Here is a 20,529-nt window from a genome sequence, read left to right as displayed (position 1 = left end):
CCGGTTATTCGTCTGTTGAGGCCGCTGAATATAGAGAGGGAAGCTTTCAGCAGCCTTACAGACCGGGGTGTGAATAGCGGACGCCGGGGGCGTGGCCCGGCGTCGGTTTTTATCGTGTTGCTTGTAGTCCTTAGTGCACCAGCATCCCGGTGAACCAGTAGGCTTGGGCCAAGGTGATAAGGCCGACAATCGTTGCAAAGAATAGGCTGTGCTTGAGGGTAAAGCGGAACAGATCCGACTCTTTGCCCACCAGGCCCGTTGCAGCGCAGGCCACAGCGATCGATTGTGGCGAGATCATCTTGCCGGTCACACCGCCGCTGGTGTTCGCCGCCACCAGCAAGGTGTCGTTGACGCCGATCTGGTGTGCGGTGGTCGCTTGCAGCGAGCTGAACAGGGCGTTGGACGAGGTATCGGAACCGGTGAGGAAAACCCCCAGCCAGCCGAGGAACGGCGAGAAGAACGGGAATGCTGCGCCCGTCGCCGCCAGTACCAGAGCCATGGTCGAGGACATGCCCGAGTAGTTCGTCACGAAGGCAAACGCCAACACCATGCCGATGGACAGGATCGGCCAGCGCAGTTCATAAAAGGTCTCTTTCAAAGTGGTCAGACCAATTTTGAAGTTGACCTTCAGCACCAACATCGAGATCAGTGCCGAAAAGAATATTGCCGTGCCGGTCGCGGAAATCGGGTCCAGTTTGAATACCGCCGGGATGGCGGTCGGCGCGGCCACGATGGGTGCAACCTTGATCACCATCTGATCCAGGTGCGGAATGGCAAAGTTGAACACGAAGCTGTACATCGAACCGCCGGCGGCAAACATGGCCTTGAACGGTTTCAGGGTCCAGATGGTGACCAGTACGGTGAGAATCAAAAACGGCGACCAGGCCTTGAAAATTTCCCCGAGGCTGTAGGGCGATGCCACGGTGGTGCGTTTCTGGCCGAAACCACCGACGCTGGCGCTCACCACGGAGGCCGAGACGGCGCCCACGATGTGTTGGCCGGCGGCGCGTTTTGGTTGCCAGACTTTCAGGAACAAGGTCAGGGCAATCAGGCTGGCCAGGGCCGAGGTAATGTCCGGCAGTTCCGGACCGATGAAGTTCGAGGTGAAGTACTGGGTCACGGCAAAGCTCAAGCCAGCCACCAGCGCTGCCGGCCAGGTTTCCCGCACGCCGCGCAGGCCATCCATCATGAACACCAGCCAGAACGGCACGAACATCGACAGCAGCGGCAGTTGGCGGCCGGTCATGGCGCCGATCTTGAATGCATCAATGCCGGTCACTTGTCCGGCAACAATGATCGGAATACCCAGGGCGCCGAAGGCAACCGGCGCGGTGTTGGCGATCAGGCACAAGCCGGCGGCGTACAGCGGGTTGAAGCCAAGTCCTACCAGCAGCGCGGCGGTAATCGCCACCGGTGCGCCGAAACCGGCTGCACCTTCGAGGAAGGCGCCGAAGCAGAAGCCGATCAGCAGGACCTGCAGGCGCTGGTCATCGGTAATCGACAGGACCGAACTGCGGATGACTTCAAACTGACCACTCTTGACCGTCAGTTTGTAGAGGAACACCGCTGCCACAATGATCCAGGCAATCGGCCACAGGCCATAAGCGAAGCCATACCCGGCGGCGGCGAACGCCATATCGACGGGCATCTGGAAGGCGAAGATCGCCACCAGAATCGACAACGCCAGGGTGATGCTGCCGGCCACATGGCCTTTGAGGCGGAACACGGCCAGGGCCAGGAAGAAAAACACGATGGGGATGACGGCTGCGAGTGCGGACAGGCCGAGGCTGCCGAGCGGGGTATAGAGCTGTTGCCAGGTTTGCATATGGGGTGGCCCCTAATTGTTGTTGGTCAGGCACTGATCAGCGTTCTTGGATAATTGGTAAGACCAATTTACAATCGCTGTTGGCTAGGGTAAAAGCCTTGTAGGCGGTGTGTCAATTTGCCGCCCTAAAACTTTTGTCGTATGCACGGTGCGCAGGTCGTCTGCCTGGTATGACCAAATGCGTTGTGGCAGGTGCTGGCGCGGCGCCGATAGGCCAGAATAGAGCCCCGGCGAGCCGTCGGATCGTGGAGTAATCGAGTTATGGGGTTTGATCAGATTCGTCAGCGCCGTTTGTCTGACGATATTGTCGAGCAGCTTGAGGGCATGATCCTCGAGGGCACGCTGAAGGCGGGTGAGCGCTTGCCGGCGGAACGTGCACTGGCCGAGCAATTTGGCGTGTCACGTCCTTCGTTGCGCGAGGCCATTCAGAAGTTGACCGCCAAGGGCCTGCTGGTCAGCCGCCAGGGCGGCGGCAACTATGTGGTGGAGTCGCTGGGCACCACCTTCAGTGATCCCTTGTTGCATCTGCTGGAAAGTAATCCCGAGGCGCAACGCGATCTGCTCGAGTTTCGCCATACGCTGGAAGCGTCCTGCGCCTACTACGCGGCGTTGCGTGCCACCGATGTGGATCGCGAGCGGCTGACCGCAGCGTTCAACGAATTGCAGGACTGCTATTCGCGTCACGAAGAGGTGAGTCGTGCGGAAGAGGGGGCCGCGGACGCAAGTTTTCACCTGGCGATTGCCGAGGCCAGCCACAATGCCGTGTTGCTGCACACCATTCGCGGGCTGTTCGACCTGCTCAAGCGCAACGTGGTGACCAACATCGGTGGCATGTACAAGCAACGCACTGAAACCCGCGACATGCTGATCACACAGCATCGGGAGTTGTACCAGGCGATTATCGAAGGGCGGGCGGAACAGGCACGGGAAGTTTCCAGTCGGCACATTTTGTATGTGCAGGAAGTACTGGAAGAAGTGCGTCAGGAAGTGCAGCGCGTGGCCCGGGCGGAGCGGCGCAAGGGGATATAGTCAGTCGGATTTGTATGGCTTGTGGGATCGCTTTCGCGGGCAAGCCCGCTCCCACAGGTATACCGAAACCCTGTGGGAGCGGGCTTGCCCGCGAAGGGGGCCTCAAGGCGAAGGAATTACTCTTCCTTGCCCTTGTTGCGCACCGCACGCTGCAACTCGCGACCGGCGTCGCGTTCGCGCTCGGTATCGCGCTTGTCGTATTCCTTCTTGCCCTTGCCCAGAGCGATCTCGCACTTGACCATGTGCTTGCTCCAGTACCAGGACAGGCACACGCAGGCGTAACCCTTCTGCTGCACGGCGGCGGACAGCTTTTCGAGTTCGCGCCGATTGAGCAGCAATTTACGGGTGCGGACCGGGTCAGCGATGACGTGGGTACTGGCGGTCGTCAGGGGCGTAATGTGGCTGCCGAGCAGCCAGGCTTCGCCATCCTTGAGCAGTACGTAACTGTCAACCAGCTGCAGCTTGCTTGCCCGCAGACTTTTTACTTCCCAGCCGGCCAGGACCAGACCAGCCTCGAACCGATGTTCGATGAAGTAATCGTGTCGCGCCTTTTTATTTTGCGCGATGGTCCCTGTTGGGTGTTTCTTCTGTTTAGCCATAGGGGCGGCATTATAGGGAGTTGCACGCGAGTCGGCTACGGTGTTGCTACGTGCTTGAGCAGGTTGATTGAATCCCGGACAATGCGGCCTCTTTTTTGAACGCTTGGGCGTGATAACGATGTCGACAGACAAGGTTTCTGTCCACGGCAGTTGGGCTAGCCGCTGGGTCTTCATACTCGCCGCGACCGGTTCGGCCGTGGGGCTGGGTAGTATCTGGAAATTCCCGTACATGGTTGGCGTCTATGGCGGCGGCGCCTTCGTACTGATGTTCCTGGCCTGCATCGCGCTGATTGGTGTGCCGGTCATGCTGGCGGAAACCCTGATCGGCCGGCGTGCCCGGCAGAGCCCGGCCAATGCCTTGAAGATGCTGGCGGTCGAGGCAGGCCACTCGGCGAAATGGTCCTGGGGGGCTTTTGCCGGAATGATCACGGCGTTGCTGATCCTGTCTTTCTATAGTGTGGTTGGCGGCTGGTCGCTGGATTACATCATCGACATGGGGCGTGGCGACTTCCAGGGCGTGACGCCGGACCAGGTGGGTGCCTACTTCGGCAATGTGATCGCCGATCCATGGCGCCTGACACTTTGGCACACGATTTTCATGCTGTTGTCAGCTGTGGTGATCGCCAAGGGCGTGGTTGCCGGGCTTGAACGCAGTTTGCGCATCATGATGCCGTTGTTGTTCGTGATGGTCCTCGTGCTACTGGGTTACAGCATGACCACCGGGCATTTCATGGACGGCGTGCATTTCATGTTCGACTTCCACCCGGAAAAGGTCCTGGACGGTTTGCTGCCCGCAATGGGGCATGCGTTCTTTTCCCTGAGTGTGGGCGTCGGCTCGATCATGATCTACGGCGCCTACATGCCAAAGAATTCGTCGATTTCAGGAACGATTGTCGGCGTTGCGCTGCTCGATACCTTTGTTTCCCTGGTGGCCGGCCTGGCATTGTTTCCGATTGTTTTCGCAGCGGGCCTGAATCCGAGCGAAGGGCCGGGGCTGATGTTTGTCAGCCTGCCGTTTGCCTTCGGCAACGTGGCGTTCGGGCAGTTGATGGGCGTGGTGTTCTTTGTGCTGGTGGCGGTTGCTGCCTGGAGTTCGGCGATTTCCCTGCTCGAACCGATGGTGGCCTATCTGGTTGAGCGCACTAATGTGAGTCGTGCATGGGTCACTTTCTGGCTGGCTTTCAGCTGCTGGTTTGTCGGCCTGGGCACGGTGTTCTCCTTCAATATCTGGAAGGAGGCCAAATTTTTCGTGAACGAAGGCGGGATGTTCCACCTCTACCAATGGGGAGCAACCGGTGGTCTCGACTTCTTTGGCGTGATCGATTTCTTCACCTCGCGACTCATGTTGCCGCTTGGCGGTTTGTGTTTCGTGGTATTTGCGGGCTGGATCATGGGGCGTGAAGCGGTGCGCGACGAGTTGTCGATCCGCAACCCTGCATTGTTTGGCCTGTCCTTGTTCTTGATGCGCTATGTGGCGCCCATCGGCATTCTCGTAGTGTTTGCCGCCCAGCTGTGGAAGTGACGCTGACATGACGACACACATTTCACGTTCGGCCTTGCTGCCATACCCGGCACAAGCGCTGTATGACCTGGTCAACGACGTGGCACGCTATCCGGAGTTTCTGCCGTGGTGCTCGGCGGCCGAAGTCCTGGAGAGTACCCCTGAACATATGCGGGCGAGCGTCGGGGTGGCGAAGGGCGGCCTCAGTCAGCATTTCGTGACGCGTAACACCCTGGTTCCCGGCCAATCGATCGAAATGAACCTTGAGGAAGGTCCGTTCAATCAGCTGCATGGCGTGTGGGTGTTCAAGCCACTGGGCGAGAAGGCCTGCAAGATCAGTCTTGATCTGTCGTTCGATTATGCCGGGCCATTGGTTCGCGCCACCTTGGGGCCACTGTTCAATCAGGCGGCCAATACCCTGGTGGATGCGTTCTGTCAGCGCGCCAAGCAGATACATGGTTGAGATCATGATTGAAGTCGAGGTGGTCTACGCGGCCGTAGACCGTCAAGTGCTGCTGACGGTGACACTGCCTGCTGGAACGACAGTGCGGGCGGCCTTGCTCAGGTCAGGTGTGGCTGAAGAGTTTCCGGAACTGGATCTGACCAATTGCCCTGTGGGTATCTTTGGCAAGGTTGTAGCTGATCCCGAGAGTCGGGCAGTCCAGGCTGGGGATCGCATCGAGATTTACCGACCGTTGCTGGCCGACCCCAAAGAGGTTCGTCGACTGCGCGCGGCAAAGGCTGCCGAGGCCAAGGCCCGTAATCAGTGAGTGGCTTGAACGCCAGACAATAAAAAGCCCGGACATGCCGGGCTTTTTATTGCGTCGCAAATTATTGCGGCGAGGTTTCCAGTGGTTGTGGCGTCGGGACCGGAACGGTTTCTACACCGTCGACGTCCTTCTGGATCTGATCCAGCAACGAACCTGGCTTGACCGGTTTTTCCGGTTTTGGTTTCTCGACGTTTTCTGCCGGGGCAGTCACTTTCGTGCCGCTGTCCTTGCCGAGAATGGCTTCGTCACGGCTCACGCCTGGCATGAAATCGCCAGAGAGGCTGACAAGCTGATCATTTGGGTTGAAGATGACGCTGATGCGTTCCTGTTGGCGTTCACCGCCACCAGGTTGCAGGCTGTACAGATAATCCCAGCGATCGGCATGGAACGTGTCAGTCAGCAGAGGGTTGCCCATGATAAACCGTACTTGCTTGCGGGTCATTCCCGGGCGTAACTGGTCTATCATGTCCTGCGTGACGACATTGCCCTGCTGGATGTCGATTTTGTAAACCCCGGGGAATGAACAACCGGCGAGTGCGAGCAGTCCCACAAAGGTGAAACTGGTTAGCAAGAGCTTGGTGTTTTGCATCGGTGGGCGACTTCCACTATCTTGGCTGGGACAACGTAAACGCCGATCATACCCGCATTAAGAGAAGCTGCGAAGCAGCATCGCGAGAAAGCTGACCATGGTTGAAAATAGCGAACTACGCAAAGCCGGCCTCAAAGTGACCCTGCCACGGGTCAAGATTCTGCAAATGCTCGATTCCGCCGAGCAGCGCCACATGAGTGCCGAGGATGTCTACAAGGCCCTTATGGAGGCTGGTGAGGACGTCGGTCTGGCCACGGTTTACCGTGTTCTGACCCAGTTCGAGGCAGCTGGCCTTGTGGTGCGGCACAACTTCGATGGAGGCCATGCGGTCTTCGAGCTGGACGACGGAAAGCATCACGACCATATGGTCAACGTCGAAACCAGCGAAGTGATCGAATTCTTCGACGAAGAAATCGAGCGGCTTCAGAAAGCAATCGTCGACAAGTATGGCTTCGAGATGGTTGATCACAATCTGGTGCTGTACGTGCGCAAGAAAAAGTAAGCATGTCGCGCGAACTTAAGGTTCGCGAAACGAGCGAAGGCGACCTCAGGGTCGCCTTCGTGCTATCTGCCATTAGTTAAGCTTTTGCGGTAACCACCATTTTCCTGGCGTGGGCCAGGGACTCCTTGGTGAGATCGATGCCGCCCAGCATCCGTGCGACTTCCTCGACGCGGTCATTTTTGCCCAGTTTTGACACCGCCGTGCGGGTAGCATCCTCACCGCGCACCTTGTGCACAAATAGATGCTGATGACCTTGCGCTGCCACTTGCGGCAAGTGGGTCACGGTCAGCACCTGCCCGCGCTCGCCGAGGCGACGCAACAGTTGGCCGACGATTTCTGCAGTCGGACCACCGATACCAACGTCCACTTCGTCGAATACCAGGGTCGGTACACGGGATGTCTGTGCGGTGATCACTTGAATCGCCAGGCTGATCCGCGACAGTTCGCCACCGGATGCCACTTTCGCCAGGGCTTTCAGCGGCTGGCCAGGGTTGGCGCTGACCAGCAGTTCTACCTGTTCGAGTCCATTTGGCAGCAGTTCGTCGCCGCTGTTGGGGCGCAGTTCAATGGTGAAGCGACCGCCAGGCATGCCCAGTCGCTGGATTTCCTGCTCTACGGCGCTCGCCAGGCTATTCGACGCTTGATGCCGTAGATCGCTCAGTTCCCGAGCCTTTTCCTGATAGTGCCGGGCATAGGACGACAACTCATCGCTCAGGCGCTCGATGGATTCGTCATTGGCGTTCAGGGTTTCGATTTCATCCAGCAGTTTCTGTTGCATCTCGGCAACTTCGGTCGGCTGGATGCGGTGTTTGCGCGCCAGGGTATAGATCGCGTCGAGGCGTTCTTCCAGGTATTGAAGACGCGACGGGTCGGCGTCGAAGTTGTCGAGGAAGCGGTTCAGTTCACCCACGGCCTCTTCAACCTGGATCTGTGCGCTGGTCAACAAGCTGCTGGCTTCGCCCAGTGCACCGATCGAGTTGTTCACGCTCGACAGGCGGTTGAGGCTGGCGGTGAGGGCGTTCAGGACATTCCCGGAATCACTTTCACTGCATTGCTCGACGACTTGCCGGCAGATGCTCAGCAGGGTCTCGGCGTTGGTCAGGTTCTTGTGTTCCTGTTCCAGTTCCCCCAGTTCGTTGTCGCCAAGGCCAAGGTTTTCCAGTTCTTCGAGTTGATAGCTGAGCAACTGATGTCGGGCGCGTTGCTCGTCGCCGGAGTTGGAGAGTCGCTCCAGTTCCTGGCGGGTCTGGCGCCAGCGCTGGGCGGCGAGTTGAACCTGGCGGGCAAGATCCGTCGCGCCAGCATATTCATCGAGCAGGCGACGGTGGGTATCGGTCTTGAGCAGGGACTGGTGTTCGTGCTGGCTGTGGATATCGATCAGCAGCTCGCCCAGCGCCTTCAGATCGCCAAGCGGGCAGGGCGTGCCATTGATGTAGCCACGCGAGCGTCCTTCGGATGTGATCACCCGTCGCAGAATGCACGGGCCGTCGTTTTCGAGGTCGCGTTCAGCCAGCCAGGCACTGGCTTCCGGAATGTCGGCCAGATCGAAGGTGGCCAGGATGTCGGCCTTGTCGGCGCCGGGGCGGACCACGCCGCTGTCGGCGCGATCACCCAGGGTAAGGCCCAGCGCGTCGAGCATGATCGACTTGCCCGCGCCGGTTTCCCCGGTGATAACGCTCATCCCGCGATCGAGTTCGAGATCGAGATGTTCAACGATGGCGTAGTTGTGTACGGACAGGTGCACCAGCATATGGGCCGCTCCCAGGTGTTAAGTCTGGTTATTTATACAGTGTTTTGTTTCTGGCTGACAATGCCCCTCGTTAGCTCGATTCGCTTGGTCCGACAAAACCCTTATCGCGAGCGGGAATGACAAAGCGGCTGTTTTTTGTAGGGTTAATCGTCGGCCCCCCCTTGAAGCCGGATTTTGCGGCCCCATATAGCTGGGCAGAAGCGCGAGTTGAGCTCGCGGACGATATTGAAAGGAGAAATCTATGGCTGACGAACAGACAGTGGATACGCAAAACCCAGACGCCAACCAGGCGCCCGAGGCTTCGGGTGAAGACCTGGCGGCTCGTGTACAAGTGCTCGAAGAGCAACTGGCAGGCGCTCAGGATCAGGCTTTGCGTGTAGCCGCCGATCTGCAGAACGTCCGCCGTCGCGCCGAGCAGGATGTGGAGAAGGCTCACAAGTTCGCGCTGGAAAAATTCGCCAGCGACCTGCTGCCGATTGTCGACAGTCTGGAGCGCGGCCTGGAACTGTCCAGCCCGGACGACGAAAGCATCCGTCCGATGCGCGAAGGCATCGAGCTGACCCTGAAGATGTTCCACGACACCCTCAAGCGTTATCAGCTTGAAGCGATCGATCCGCATGGCGAACCGTTCAACGCCGTTCAACATCAGGCAATGGCCATGCAGGAAAGCGCTGATGTCGAGCCGAACAGTGTTTTGAAGGTGTTCCAGAAGGGCTATCAGCTCAATGGTCGCCTGCTGCGCCCGGCGATGGTCGTGGTCAGCAAGGCGCCTGCGCCGGTTTCGCCTTCGATTGACGAGCAGGCTTGAAATCCACCGCAAGGCCCCCATTTATAAGTCAAGCGTTTAAGTGCTACCGCAGTTAGCCACCACTGCTGCGGCAACCAAATCCAAAGTTTCGGGAGAGTGAACATGGGCAAAATTATCGGTATCGACCTGGGGACTACCAACTCCTGCGTCTCCGTGCTGGAAAACGGCAAGGCAAAAGTTATTGAAAACGCTGAAGGCGCGCGTACCACGCCGTCGATCATCGCTTACGCCAACGATGGCGAAATTCTGGTTGGCCAGTCGGCCAAGCGTCAGGCTGTGACCAATCCGCACAACACCCTGTATGCGGTGAAGCGTCTGATCGGTCGTCGTTTCGACGAAGAAGTCGTGCAGAAAGACATTCAGATGGTCCCTTACAAGATCGTCAAGGCTGATAACAACGACGCCTGGGTTGAAGTGAACGGCCAGAAAATGGCACCGCCACAAATCTCGGCTGAAATCCTGAAGAAAATGAAGAAAACCGCCGAAGACTACCTCGGCGAGACCGTGACTGAAGCGGTCATCACCGTTCCGGCTTACTTCAACGACAGTCAGCGTCAAGCCACCAAAGACGCCGGCCGCATCGCCGGTCTGGACGTGAAGCGCATCATCAACGAACCGACCGCCGCCGCTCTGGCTTACGGTATGGACAAGGCCAAGGGCGATCACACCGTGATCGTTTACGACCTGGGCGGTGGTACTTTCGACGTATCCGTGATCGAAATCGCTGAAGTCGATGGCGAGCACCAGTTCGAAGTACTGGCCACCAACGGTGATACGTTCCTGGGCGGTGAAGACTTTGACATTCGTCTGATCGACTACCTCGTCGACGAATTCAAGAAAGAAAGCGGCATGAACCTCAAGGGTGACCCGCTGGCCATGCAGCGCCTGAAAGAAGCTGCTGAAAAAGCCAAGATCGAACTGTCTTCGAGCCAGTCGACCGACGTGAACCTGCCGTACATCACTGCAGACGCCACCGGTCCCAAGCACCTGAACGTGAAAATCTCCCGCGCCAAGCTCGAAGCGCTGGTGGAAGACCTGGTTCAGCGCACCATCGAACCTTGCCGCATCGCGATGAAAGATGCCGGTATCGACGTTGGCGCGATCAACGACGTGATCCTGGTAGGCGGTCAGACCCGCATGCCGCTGGTGCAGAAGCTGGTGACCGAGTTCTTCGGCAAAGACGCTCGTAAAGACGTCAACCCGGACGAAGCGGTTGCCATGGGTGCTGCCATCCAGGGCGCGGTACTGGCCGGTGATGTGAAAGACGTTCTGCTGCTCGACGTCAGCCCGCTGACCCTGGGTATCGAAACCATGGGTGGCGTGATGACCGCGCTGATCGAGAAAAACACCACGATTCCTACCAAGAAATCGCAAGTGTTCTCGACTGCCGACGACAACCAGGGTGCCGTGACCATTCACGTGCTGCAGGGCGAGCGTAAGCAAGCTGCCCAGAACAAGTCCCTGGGCAAGTTCGACCTGGCCGACATTCCACCGGCACCACGTGGTGTGCCGCAGATCGAAGTAACCTTCGACATCGACGCCAACGGCATCCTGCACGTCGGTGCGAAGGACAAGGCTACCGGCAAGACTCAGTCGATCGTGATCAAGGCCAACTCCGGTCTGTCCGACGAAGAAATCGAGCGCATGGTGCGTGATGCCGAGGCTAACGCCGAGGAAGATCGCAAGTTCGAAGAGCTGGCCACTGCCCGTAACCAGGGTGATGCACTGGTTCACTCGACGCGCAAAATGGTTGTCGATGCTGGCGATAAAGTGACTGCCGAAGAGAAGACTGCAATCGAAGCGGCCGTAGTTGCCCTGGAAGCCGCCGTCAAAGGCGACGACAAGGCTGCTATCGACGCCAAGGTTGAAGAACTGTCGAAAGTCTCCGCTCCAGTGGCGCAGAAGATGTACGCCGAACAGGCTCAGCCTGCTGAAGGCGCGGCACCACACAACGACAAGGCTGAAAAGGCTGATGATGTTGTCGATGCCGAGTTCGAAGAGGTTAAAGAGCACAAGTAAGTTGTTGGTCGGCCGGTTGACTGCCTTTGGGCGGTGACTGGTAGGATGTCGCCGCGCGGGAGCTTGCTCCCGCGTTGGCGTGTCTGGAATACGCGAATTTTTACAGCATGCGACGAAGTTCGGATGTTGGTGGTATGGCCGGAAATGCTCCTGCTTTTCGAGCCGCAAGTACCGCATTGAATCAAAGACCAGGATCGTTGAATTGACGTGAGTTGGGTCCGGGCCTGTATTGGGGCTCAACGAGTTCGGCAGACTCAGGAGGGTTGTGTCGGACGTCCTTAAGAGTGCAAAGACTTATGGCAAAGCGTGACTATTACGAAGTGTTGGGTGTTGAGCGAGGCTCAAGCGAAGCAGACCTGAAAAAGGCCTACCGTCGCCTGGCGATGAAGCACCACCCGGACCGTAATCCCGATGACAAAGCGTCGGAAGAGATGTTCAAGGAGGCCAACGAGGCCTACGAAGTGCTGTCGGATTCCAGCAAGCGCGCGGCATACGACCAGTACGGCCATGCCGGTGTCGACCCGAGCATGGGTGGCGGCGGTGCCGGGTTCGGTGGTCAGAACTTCTCCGACATCTTTGGCGATGTCTTCAGTGATTTCTTCGGTGGCGGTCGCGGCGGTTCCCGTGGTGGTGCCCAGCGCGGCAGTGACTTGCGCTATACCCTGGAACTGGACCTCGAAGAGGCGGTGCGTGGCACGACCGTGAATATCCGCGTTCCGACGCTGGTCAACTGCAAGCCATGCGATGGCTCCGGGGCCAAGAAAGGTTCTTCGCCGGTGACCTGCCCGACTTGCGGCGGTATCGGCCAGGTGCGCATGCAGCAAGGCTTCTTCTCGGTGCAGCAGACCTGCCCGCGCTGCCATGGCCAGGGCAAGATCATTTCCGATCCGTGCGATTCCTGCCATGGCGAAGGTCGAGTCGAAGAGTACAAGACCCTGTCGGTGAAAGTGCCGGCCGGTGTCGATACAGGTGATCGCATTCGTCTGTCCGGCGAAGGCGAGGCGGGCGCTCAAGGTGGCCCGACTGGCGACCTGTACGTGGTGATCAACGTGCGCGAGCACTCGATTTTCCAGCGCGACGGCAAGCACCTGTTCTGCGAAGTGCCGATCAGTTTCGTCGATGCGGCGCTGGGCGGTGAACTGGAGATTCCGACCCTTGATGGCCGGGTCAAACTGAAAATCCCTGAGGGAACCCAGACCGGCAAGCAGTTCCGTGTTCGTGGCAAGGGTGTTGCGCCCGTGCGCGGTGGCGGTGCCGGTGACCTGATGTGCCGTGTGGCGGTGGAAACACCGGTGAACCTGAGCCGTCGCCAGCGTGAAATGCTCGAGGAATTCCGCAGTTCACTCGCGGACGACAATAGCCATTCGCCGAAAACCACCGGCTGGTTCGAAGGCGTGAAGCGCTTCTTCGGCGATTTGTAAGGAGGCAGGCATGCGACGTATTGCAGTGATGGGCGCCGCCGGGCGCATGGGCAAGACCCTGATTGAAGCGGTGCAGCAAACCCCGGGTGCCGGTCTGACGGCGGCGGTGGATCGTCCTGACAGTACGCTGGTCGGCGCGGACGCTGGCGAGCTGGCTGCGCTGGGTCGTATCGGCGTACCCCTGTCCGGTGACCTTGGATCGGGTGGTCGACGAGTTCGACGTGCTGATCGACTTCACGCACCCGACCGTGACCCTGAAGAATCTCGCTTTCTGCCGCAAGCACGGCAAGGCGATGATCATCGGTACCACTGGCTTCAGCGTTGAAGAAAAGCAGTTGCTGGCGGACGCGGGCAAGGACATTCCTATCGTCTTCGCGGCCAACTTCAGCGTCGGTGTCAACCTGTGCCTGAAGTTGCTCGACACGGCGGCTCGCGTATTGGGTGACGATGTCGATATTGAAATCACCGAGGCTCACCATCGGCACAAAGTCGATGCGCCGTCCGGCACTGCCGTGCGCATGGGCGAGGTGATTGCCGATGCGCTGGGTCGTGATCTGAAGAAGGTGGCGGTGTATGGTCGTGAAGGCCAGACCGGCGCTCGTGATCGTGAGACCATCGGTTTCGCCACCGTGCGTGCCGGCGACATTGTTGGTGATCACACCGTGCTGTTCGCCGCCGACGGTGAGCGTGTCGAAATCACTCACAAAGCGTCAAGCCGCATGACCTTCGCCAAGGGTGCGGTACGTGCTGCGTTGTGGCTGGACGGGCGCGAGCCTGGTCTTTACGACATGCAAGATGTGCTCGACCTGCGTTAAGATGCACCCGAAATCGGGCTCACGCACAGCGTTAGAGCCCGGTTTTGTTCCGCCAAGCGACGTCCTGTCGCATTCTCCAGCCTTTAAGGCTCATTGGCGGTAGACCAAAAAAGCCTTTTTCTGTAAGCTACAGCTTTAGTGTGTCCACTAAAAGCGCGCAGAATAATTCAGTGAAGAAGCGGGGTGACGTGTCCATACGTCACTCCGCTTTTTTACAACCTGCGATCGCCCTTTCAGGCTTTATTTACGGGAGGTCTTCTTGACTAAGCCAGCCATACTCGCCCTTGCTGATGGCAGCATTTTTCGCGGCGAAGCCATTGGAGCCGACGGTCAAACCGTTGGTGAGGTGGTGTTCAACACCGCAATGACCGGCTATCAGGAAATCCTTACCGATCCTTCCTACGCCCAACAGATCGTTACCCTGACTTACCCGCACATCGGCAACACCGGCACCACGCCGGAAGACGCCGAGTCCAATCGCGTCTGGTCCGCTGGTCTGGTTATCCGTGACCTGCCACTGGTCGCGAGCAACTGGCGTAACACGATGTCCCTGTCCGACTACCTGAAGGCCAACAATGTTGTGGCCATCGCCGGTATCGACACTCGCCGCCTGACGCGCATCCTGCGTGAAAAAGGCGCGCAGAACGGCTGCATCATGGCCGGTGACAACATTTCCGAAGAAGCCGCCATCGCCGCCGCCCAGGGTTTTCCTGGTCTCAAGGGCATGGACCTGGCGAAAGTCGTCAGCACCAAGGAAAGCTATGAGTGGCGCTCGACTGTCTGGGATCTGAAAACCGACAGTCACGCGACCATCGAGGCCTCCGAGCTGCCGTACCACGTAGTGGCCTACGACTACGGCGTCAAGGTGAACATCCTGCGCATGCTGGTCGAGCGCGGTTGCCGCGTGACCGTCGTGCCTGCTCAAACACCTGCTGCCGATGTGCTGGCGCTGAAGCCGGACGGCGTGTTCCTGTCCAACGGCCCTGGTGATCCGGAGCCATGCGACTACGCGATCCAGGCGATCAAGGACGTGCTGGAAACCGAGATCCCGGTCTTCGGTATCTGCCTCGGTCACCAGCTGCTGGCCCTGGCCTCCGGCGCCAAGACTCTGAAAATGGGTCACGGCCACCACGGTGCCAACCACCCCGTCCAGGACCTGGACAGCGGCGTGGTGATGATCACCAGCCAGAACCACGGTTTTGCCGTAGACGAAGCGACCCTGCCAGCCAACGTCCGTGCGATCCATAAATCGCTGTTCGACGGCACCCTGCAAGGGATCGAGCGTACCGACAAGAGCGCCTTCAGCTTCCAGGGTCACCCGGAAGCCAGCCCTGGCCCGAACGACGTAGCGCCATTGTTCGATCGCTTCATCAACGAGATGGCCAAGCGACGCTGATCGCTCGCCCTGATGTTGCAAAGCTTGAGGGTGGTCCCGACACCGGTGGCCCCCTCAAGTCTTCAGAGATTGAACAAGACGGCTTGCCGACTGACCTGCGGATTTGAGTGACAAACCCATGCCAAAACGTACAGACATTAAAAGCATCCTGATTCTCGGTGCTGGCCCGATCGTGATCGGCCAGGCCTGCGAATTCGACTACTCCGGCGCCCAGGCCTGCAAAGCCCTGCGCGAGGAGGGTTACCGCGTCATCCTGGTGAACTCCAACCCGGCCACCATCATGACCGACCCGGCCATGGCCGACGCCACCTACATCGAACCGATCAAGTGGCAGACCGTTGCCAAGATCATCGAGAAAGAGCGTCCGGACGCATTGCTGCCAACCATGGGCGGCCAGACTGCCCTGAACTGCGCACTGGACCTGGAGCGCGAAGGCGTTCTGGAGAAGTTCGGTGTAGAAATGATCGGCGCCAACGCTGATACCATCGACAAGGCCGAAGACCGTTCGCGTTTCGACAAGGCGATGAAGTCCATCGGCCTGGCGTGCCCGCGCTCCGGCATCGCCCACAGCATGGAAGAGGCCAACGCGGTCCTCGAGAAGCTCGGCTTCCCGTGCATCATCCGTCCGTCCTTCACCATGGGCGGCACCGGTGGCGGTATCGCTTACAACCGTGAAGAGTTCGAAGAAATCTGCGCCCGTGGTCTGGACCTGTCGCCAACCAAGGAACTGCTGATCGACGAATCGCTGATCGGCTGGAAAGAATACGAAATGGAGGTTGTCCGCGATAAGAAGGACAACTGCATCATCGTCTGCTCCATCGAAAACTTCGACCCGATGGGCGTGCACACCGGTGACTCGATCACCGTGGCTCCGGCACAGACCCTGACCGACAAGGAATACCAGATCCTGCGTAACGCCTCCCTGGCGGTATTGCGCGAGATCGGCGTCGAAACCGGTGGCTCCAACGTGCAGTTCGGTATCTGCCCGAACACTGGCCGCATGGTCGTGATCGAGATGAACCCGCGTGTATCGCGTTCCTCGGCACTGGCTTCGAAAGCCACCGGCTTCCCGATCGCCAAGGTCGCAGCCAAGCTGGCTGTCGGTTACACCCTCGACGAGTTGTCGAACGACATCACCGGTGGCAAGACTCCAGCGTCCTTCGAGCCGTCCATCGACTACGTCGTCACCAAGCTGCCACGTTTCGCCTTCGAGAAATTCTCCAAGGCTGATGCGCGCCTGACCACGCAAATGAAGTCGGTCGGTGAAGTCATGGCCATCGGCCGTACCTTCCAGGAATCCCTGCAGAAAGCCCTGCGTGGCCTGGAAGTCGGTGTTTGCGGTCTGGACGAGAAGGTTGACCTGGCCAATCCGGAAAGCATGAGTGTGCTCAAGCGCGAGCTGACCGTGCCGGGCGCCGAGCGTATCTGGTACGTGGCGGACGCCATGCGCGCCGGCATGAGCGTTGAAGACATCTTCGGCATGACCATGATCGATCCTTGGTTCCTGGTGCAGATGGAAGATCTGATCAAGGACGAAGAGAAGGTCAAGACCCTGGGCCTGACCAGCATCGACCGCGACCTGATGTTCCGCCTCAAGCGCAAAGGCTTCTCCGATATGCGCCTGGCCAAGCTGCTGGGTGTGACCGAGAAGAGCCTGCGTGCTCACCGCCACAAGCTGGAAATCTTCCCGGTCTACAAGCGCGTCGACACCTGCGCCGCCGAGTTCGCCACCGACACCGCTTACCTGTACTCGACGTACGAAGAAGAGTGCGAAGCCGCACCGTCGGGTCGCGACAAGATCATGATCCTGGGCGGCGGTCCGAACCGTATCGGCCAGGGCATCGAGTTCGACTACTGCTGCGTACACGCGGCACTGGCTCTGCGCGATGACGGGTACGAGACCATCATGGTCAACTGCAACCCGGAAACCGTTTCCACCGACTACGACACTTCCGATCGTTTGTACTTCGAACCGGTTACCCTGGAAGACGTACTGGAAATCGTCCGCGTCGAGAAGCCGAAAGGCGTGATTGTTCAGTACGGCGGCCAGACCCCGTTGAAGCTGGCGCGTGCCCTGGAAGCCGCTGGCGTGCCGATCATCGGCACCAGCCCGGACGCCATCGACCGTGCCGAAGACCGCGAGCGCTTCCAGCAAATGGTCCAGCGCCTGAACCTGCGTCAGCCGCCAAACGCCACCGTGCGCAGCGAAGACGAAGCCATTCGTGCTGCCGCCAAGATCGGTTACCCGCTGGTGGTGCGTCCGTCCTACGTACTGGGCGGTCGTGCGATGGAAATCGTTTACGAAGAAGAAGAACTCAAGCGCTACCTGCGCGAAGCGGTTCAGGTGTCCAACGACAGCCCGGTGCTGCTGGACCACTTCCTCAACTGCGCCATCGAAATGGACGTGGATGCGGTTTGCGACGGCAAGGACGTAGTGATCGGCGCGATCATGCAGCACATCGAGCAGGCCGGCGTTCACTCCGGTGACTCCGCATGCTCGCTGCCACCGTACTCGCTGCCGGCGCACATCCAGGACGAGATGCGCGAACAGGTCAAGAAAATGGCCCTGGAATTGGGCGTGGTCGGCCTGATGAACGTACAGTTGGCGCTGCAAGGCGAAGACATCTACGTCATTGAAGTCAACCCGCGTGCTTCCCGTACCGTACCGTTCGTGTCCAAGTGCATCGGTGTTTCCCTGGCGATGATCGCAGCACGCGTGATGGCCGGTAAAACCCTGAAAGAACTGGGTTTCACCAAGGAAATCATCCCGAACTTCTACAGCGTGAAAGAGGCGGTGTTCCCGTTCGCCAAATTCCCTGGCGTTGACCCGATCCTCGGCCCGGAGATGAAGTCGACCGGTGAAGTGATGGGCGTGGGCGACACCTTCGGTGAGGCGTTTGCCAAGGCCCAGATGGGTGCCAGCGAAGTGTTGCCGACCGGCGGTACTGCGTTCATCAGCGTACGTGACGACGACAAGCCACTGGTTGCGGGCGTGGCCCGTGATCTGATCAACTTGGGCTTCGAAGTGGTTGCCACTGCCGGGACTGCCAAGCTGATCGAGGCTGCAGGCCTGAAAGTGCGTCGTGTGAACAAGGTGACCGAAGGTCGTCCGCACGTGGTCGACATGATCAAGAATGACGAAGTCACCCTGATCATCAACACCACCGAAGGTCGTCAGTCGATCGCCGACTCCTATTCCATTCGTCGCAACGCCCTGCAGCACAAGATCTACTGCACCACCACCATCGCAGCGGGCGAAGCGATCTGTGAAGCGCTGAAGTTCGGTCCCGAGAAGACCGTACGCCGCTTGCAGGATTTGCATGCAGGATTGAAGGCATGAGCATAACGAAGTACCCAATGACCGTTCAGGGCGCTCGCGCCCTGGAAGAAGAGCACACTCACCTGACCAAGGTCGTTCGTCCGAAGCTCAGCCAGGACATCGGTACGGCCCGCGAGTTGGGTGACTTGAAGGAAAACGCCGAATACCACGCTGCCCGCGAGCAGCAGGGTATGGTCGAGGCGCGGATCCGTGATATCGAAGGCCGCATGCAGAATGCGGTGATTATCGATGTGACGACCATTCCTCACAGCGGCAAGGTGATTTTCGGTACCACCGTGGAAATCGCCAACGTCGAAACCGATGAAAGCGTGACTTACCAGATCGTTGGTGAGGACGAGGCTGACATCAAGCTCGGCAAGATCTCTGTCGGCTCGCCGATTGCCCGCGCCTTGATTGCCAAGGAAGAGGGTGATGTGGTTGCAGTCAAAACGCCTGGCGGCGTTATCGAGTACGAGATTGTCGAAGTTCGCCACATCTGAAGGCCGGCGCCCGTTTCGTGCGGGCGCCACGCTTTGGCAGCTGACCCAGATGTTGTGGGTCGGCGGCTTGTGGCTATTGCAAATCGGTCTGTTGCCGGTGCTGGGGCGAATTGGCCTGGCGCCGCTACTGATCGACGAAATCGCAGGCATGCTCAATACGCTGGTAGTGGGGTTCGCTACGGCGTGTGTGATATTTCAGGCTTTGGTGCTGATAAAGGCCGAGGGCCTTGTCAGTCTATGGCGAGATATTCGCGGGCAACTGCTGATGATGGCGCTGTGTGCGTGCGCGATGTACTTCGCGGTGCGATTCGGCTGGCCGGATGCCGTGCGTTGGCAGGCGTTCAGCTATCTTGTTCTGGGGTTTTCCGGGCTGGTGCTGGTGTTGCAACCGATACCGGGATGGAGTGGCAGGGTGCGCGAAGCACACCCTTGACCCTTGCCATCACTTGAAGCGATGGACGTTCGACAGCTGCTTGTTGACGCTGAAGTTCTTGCGGTAGATCAGTGCCATCTTGCCGATGACCTGAACCAGATCCGCTTTGCCGACCTTGCAGAGCTCTGCAATGGACGCCAGGCGCGATTCGCGATCGAGGATATTGAGCTTGATTTTGATCAGCTCGTGATCCGCCAAAGCGCGTTCGAGTTCGGCTAACACACCTTCAGTCAAACCATTGTCTGCCACAATCAAAACCGGTTTCAGATGGTGGCCAATGGATTTGTACTGTTTCTTCTGCTCTTGAGTGAGCGGCATAATCTGACCCCTGCGTCTGATCTTGTAAAAAGCGGCGGCCAGTTTACCCGAGCGAGTCCGGGACCGCCCAGTTAATCACGACCCGTTTTATTTCCGAGGTATCCCGTGGCCCGTTCCAAGACAAGCCTTAAGTGGCTGCAAGAACATTTCAACGACCCATTCGTCAAAATGGCACAAAAAGACGGGTACCGTTCCCGCGCCAGCTACAAACTGCTGGAGATCCAGGAAAAGGATCGCCTGATCCGCCCTGGTATGAGCGTAATCGACCTTGGCGCGGCACCCGGTGGGTGGTCCCAGGTGACCAGTCGTCTGATTGGTGGGCAGGGCACACTGATCGCTTCTGACATTCTTGAAATGGACAGCATCCCCGACGTCACCTTCATTCAAGGCGACTTTACCGAGGATGCCGTGCTGGCCCAGATTCTCGACGCCGTCGGAAATAAAGAAGTAGACCTTGTGATTTCCGACATGGCCCCCAATATGAGTGGATTGCCGGCCGTTGATATGCCGCGGGCGATGTTCCTGTGCGAGTTGGCACTGGATCTGTCGACGCGGGTGCTCAAGCCCGGTGGTGATTTTTTGATCAAGATCTTCCAGGGCGAAGGTTTCGACGAATTCCACAAGAGCGTTCGCCAGCAGTTCGAGAAGGTGCAGATGCGCAAACCGACCTCGTCGCGCGACCGTTCTCGCGAGCAGTACCTGCTGGGCCGTGGTTTCCGCGGCCGCAGTGAGGAATGAGTGAATTTTCGATCGGGGTGATAGGATTTTTGTATTACGCCTTGTCAGAATTAGCGAATATTGTGTAGGAAGTGTTTCACAAAGGGTTACAGACGGCGCCTGCCAAGTTGTAGGTAATGTAGTAAGTTAGGCCGGTGAATATCATGCGAAGCGCGCGCCAGTAGCGGAGCTTGCTTCAGAGGGTAGTTAATTGAACG

At 58.6% G+C, this 20,529-nt stretch carries 18 protein-coding genes and 1 pseudogene; 14 read left to right on the top strand and 5 right to left on the bottom strand.

The window, feature by feature from the left end:
- Nucleotides 1-130: 130 nt before the first annotated feature.
- Nucleotides 131-1,825 carry a lactate permease LctP family transporter gene (locus ABIA48_RS11105; protein ID WP_204929140.1) on the bottom strand — a complete coding sequence of 565 codons (1,695 nt, stop codon included), beginning with the start codon at nucleotides 1,823-1,825 and terminating at the stop codon, nucleotides 131-133.
- Between the two features lie 261 nt (nucleotides 1,826-2,086).
- On the opposite strand from ABIA48_RS11105, the gene ABIA48_RS11100 reads away from it, so the two are divergent.
- Complete coding sequence (locus ABIA48_RS11100) at nucleotides 2,087-2,854, top strand: GntR family transcriptional regulator (protein WP_429488605.1); 768 nt, start codon at nucleotides 2,087-2,089, stop codon at nucleotides 2,852-2,854.
- A 116-nt stretch (nucleotides 2,855-2,970) separates the two neighbouring features.
- Here ABIA48_RS11100 and smpB read toward each other — a convergent pair whose 3' ends face one another.
- Nucleotides 2,971-3,453, bottom strand: a complete 483-nt coding sequence (gene smpB, locus ABIA48_RS11095; protein ID WP_007988707.1) for an SsrA-binding protein SmpB — start codon at nucleotides 3,451-3,453, stop codon at nucleotides 2,971-2,973.
- A gap of 118 nt (nucleotides 3,454-3,571) precedes the next feature.
- On the opposite strand from smpB, the gene ABIA48_RS11090 reads away from it, so the two are divergent.
- From ABIA48_RS11090 to ABIA48_RS11080, 3 genes are read left to right on the top strand one after another with little or no spacing between them, the layout of a single operon-like run.
- Entirely contained in the window at nucleotides 3,572-4,975 is a 1,404-nt protein-coding gene (locus tag ABIA48_RS11090; protein WP_007988705.1) for a sodium-dependent transporter, read from the top strand.
- 7 nt (nucleotides 4,976-4,982) lie between these two features.
- Nucleotides 4,983-5,417 carry a type II toxin-antitoxin system RatA family toxin gene (locus ABIA48_RS11085; RefSeq protein ID WP_429488603.1) on the top strand — a complete coding sequence of 145 codons (435 nt, stop codon included), beginning with the start codon at nucleotides 4,983-4,985 and terminating at the stop codon, nucleotides 5,415-5,417.
- Nucleotides 5,410-5,724 carry an RnfH family protein gene (locus ABIA48_RS11080; protein WP_429488601.1) on the top strand — a complete coding sequence of 105 codons (315 nt, stop codon included), beginning with the start codon at nucleotides 5,410-5,412 and terminating at the stop codon, nucleotides 5,722-5,724. The genes ABIA48_RS11085 and ABIA48_RS11080 overlap by 8 nt, the downstream gene beginning before the upstream one ends.
- Nucleotides 5,725-5,785: 61 nt before the next feature.
- Here ABIA48_RS11080 and ABIA48_RS11075 read toward each other — a convergent pair whose 3' ends face one another.
- Nucleotides 5,786-6,313 (bottom strand): outer membrane protein assembly factor BamE, encoded by a 528-nt coding sequence (locus tag ABIA48_RS11075; RefSeq protein ID WP_429488599.1) that lies wholly within the window; start codon nucleotides 6,311-6,313, stop codon nucleotides 5,786-5,788.
- Between the two features lie 97 nt (nucleotides 6,314-6,410).
- Here ABIA48_RS11075 and fur point away from each other — a divergent pair, with 97 nt between their 5' ends.
- Complete coding sequence (fur, locus tag ABIA48_RS11070) at nucleotides 6,411-6,815, top strand: ferric iron uptake transcriptional regulator (RefSeq protein WP_003197684.1); 405 nt, start codon at nucleotides 6,411-6,413, stop codon at nucleotides 6,813-6,815.
- A 76-nt stretch (nucleotides 6,816-6,891) separates the two neighbouring features.
- On the opposite strand, the gene recN is transcribed toward fur, so the two are convergent.
- The gene (recN, locus tag ABIA48_RS11065) at nucleotides 6,892-8,565 is read right to left on the bottom strand and encodes a DNA repair protein RecN (protein WP_429488597.1); all 1,674 of its coding nucleotides are present in this window, start codon (nucleotides 8,563-8,565) and stop codon (nucleotides 6,892-6,894) included.
- Nucleotides 8,566-8,806: 241 nt separating this feature from the next.
- On the opposite strand from recN, the gene grpE reads away from it, so the two are divergent.
- From grpE to ABIA48_RS11025, 8 genes and pseudogenes are all read left to right on the top strand, one after another.
- Nucleotides 8,807-9,373: a nucleotide exchange factor GrpE gene (gene grpE, locus ABIA48_RS11060; protein ID WP_108229189.1), complete on the top strand. Its 567-nt coding sequence runs from the start codon at nucleotides 8,807-8,809 to the stop codon at nucleotides 9,371-9,373.
- 102 nt (nucleotides 9,374-9,475) lie between these two features.
- On the top strand, nucleotides 9,476-11,392 hold the full coding sequence (dnaK, locus tag ABIA48_RS11055) for a molecular chaperone DnaK (protein ID WP_429488594.1): 1,917 nt from the start codon (nucleotides 9,476-9,478) through the stop codon (nucleotides 11,390-11,392).
- Between the two features lie 296 nt (nucleotides 11,393-11,688).
- Nucleotides 11,689-12,813, top strand: a complete 1,125-nt coding sequence (gene dnaJ / locus ABIA48_RS11050) for a molecular chaperone DnaJ (RefSeq protein WP_007973132.1) — start codon at nucleotides 11,689-11,691, stop codon at nucleotides 12,811-12,813.
- 10 nt (nucleotides 12,814-12,823) lie between these two features.
- Nucleotides 12,824-13,628, top strand: a pseudogene (gene dapB, locus ABIA48_RS11045) (4-hydroxy-tetrahydrodipicolinate reductase).
- A gap of 259 nt (nucleotides 13,629-13,887) precedes the next feature.
- A complete protein-coding gene (gene carA / locus ABIA48_RS11040) occupies nucleotides 13,888-15,024 on the top strand; it encodes a glutamine-hydrolyzing carbamoyl-phosphate synthase small subunit (RefSeq protein WP_007988689.1) in 1,137 nt (378 codons plus the stop codon).
- Between the two features lie 118 nt (nucleotides 15,025-15,142).
- On the top strand, nucleotides 15,143-18,364 hold the full coding sequence (gene carB / locus ABIA48_RS11035) for a carbamoyl-phosphate synthase large subunit (protein WP_007988688.1): 3,222 nt from the start codon (nucleotides 15,143-15,145) through the stop codon (nucleotides 18,362-18,364).
- 2 nt (nucleotides 18,365-18,366) lie between these two features.
- Nucleotides 18,367-18,843: a transcription elongation factor GreA gene (gene greA, locus ABIA48_RS11030; protein ID WP_033051914.1), complete on the top strand. Its 477-nt coding sequence runs from the start codon at nucleotides 18,367-18,369 to the stop codon at nucleotides 18,841-18,843.
- A 49-nt stretch (nucleotides 18,844-18,892) separates the two neighbouring features.
- Nucleotides 18,893-19,276 (top strand): MFS transporter, encoded by a 384-nt coding sequence (locus tag ABIA48_RS11025; RefSeq protein WP_310057837.1) that lies wholly within the window; start codon nucleotides 18,893-18,895, stop codon nucleotides 19,274-19,276.
- A gap of 9 nt (nucleotides 19,277-19,285) precedes the next feature.
- Here ABIA48_RS11025 and ABIA48_RS11020 read toward each other — a convergent pair whose 3' ends face one another.
- Complete coding sequence (locus ABIA48_RS11020; RefSeq protein ID WP_007942889.1) at nucleotides 19,286-19,594, bottom strand: YhbY family RNA-binding protein; 309 nt, start codon at nucleotides 19,592-19,594, stop codon at nucleotides 19,286-19,288.
- Nucleotides 19,595-19,699: 105 nt separating this feature from the next.
- Between ABIA48_RS11020 and rlmE the strand changes: the two genes are divergently transcribed.
- Nucleotides 19,700-20,332 carry a 23S rRNA (uridine(2552)-2'-O)-methyltransferase RlmE gene (rlmE, locus tag ABIA48_RS11015; RefSeq protein ID WP_007988685.1) on the top strand — a complete coding sequence of 211 codons (633 nt, stop codon included), beginning with the start codon at nucleotides 19,700-19,702 and terminating at the stop codon, nucleotides 20,330-20,332.
- Nucleotides 20,333-20,529 lie beyond the last annotated feature (197 nt).

The organism is Pseudomonas sp. S30_BP2TU TE3576, assembly GCF_050436025.1.
Taxonomy (GTDB): Bacteria; Pseudomonadota; Gammaproteobacteria; order Pseudomonadales; family Pseudomonadaceae; genus Aquipseudomonas.
Note: the sequence above shows the minus strand (reverse complement) of the source record. Positions and strands in the feature narration are given on the sequence as shown.

Excerpts from the sequence above, each read along its gene's own strand:
- ABIA48_RS11105 (WP_204929140.1), bottom strand. The coding sequence starts at position 1,825 with ATGCAAACCTGGCAACAGCTCTATACCCCGCTCGGCAGCCTCGGCCTG.
- ABIA48_RS11100 (WP_429488605.1), top strand. The coding sequence starts at position 2,087 with ATGGGGTTTGATCAGATTCGTCAGCGCCGTTTGTCTGACGATATTGTC.
- smpB (WP_007988707.1), bottom strand. The coding sequence starts at position 3,453 with ATGGCTAAACAGAAGAAACACCCAACAGGGACCATCGCGCAAAATAAA.
- ABIA48_RS11090 (WP_007988705.1), top strand. The coding sequence starts at position 3,572 with ATGTCGACAGACAAGGTTTCTGTCCACGGCAGTTGGGCTAGCCGCTGG.
- ABIA48_RS11085 (WP_429488603.1), top strand. The coding sequence starts at position 4,983 with ATGACGACACACATTTCACGTTCGGCCTTGCTGCCATACCCGGCACAA.
- ABIA48_RS11080 (WP_429488601.1), top strand. The coding sequence starts at position 5,410 with ATGGTTGAGATCATGATTGAAGTCGAGGTGGTCTACGCGGCCGTAGAC.
- ABIA48_RS11075 (WP_429488599.1), bottom strand. The coding sequence starts at position 6,313 with ATGCAAAACACCAAGCTCTTGCTAACCAGTTTCACCTTTGTGGGACTG.
- fur (WP_003197684.1), top strand. The coding sequence starts at position 6,411 with ATGGTTGAAAATAGCGAACTACGCAAAGCCGGCCTCAAAGTGACCCTG.
- recN (WP_429488597.1), bottom strand. The coding sequence starts at position 8,565 with ATGCTGGTGCACCTGTCCGTACACAACTACGCCATCGTTGAACATCTC.
- grpE (WP_108229189.1), top strand. The coding sequence starts at position 8,807 with ATGGCTGACGAACAGACAGTGGATACGCAAAACCCAGACGCCAACCAG.
- dnaK (WP_429488594.1), top strand. The coding sequence starts at position 9,476 with ATGGGCAAAATTATCGGTATCGACCTGGGGACTACCAACTCCTGCGTC.
- dnaJ (WP_007973132.1), top strand. The coding sequence starts at position 11,689 with ATGGCAAAGCGTGACTATTACGAAGTGTTGGGTGTTGAGCGAGGCTCA.
- carB (WP_007988688.1), top strand. The coding sequence starts at position 15,143 with ATGCCAAAACGTACAGACATTAAAAGCATCCTGATTCTCGGTGCTGGC.
- ABIA48_RS11025 (WP_310057837.1), top strand. The coding sequence starts at position 18,893 with ATGTTGTGGGTCGGCGGCTTGTGGCTATTGCAAATCGGTCTGTTGCCG.
- ABIA48_RS11020 (WP_007942889.1), bottom strand. The coding sequence starts at position 19,594 with ATGCCGCTCACTCAAGAGCAGAAGAAACAGTACAAATCCATTGGCCAC.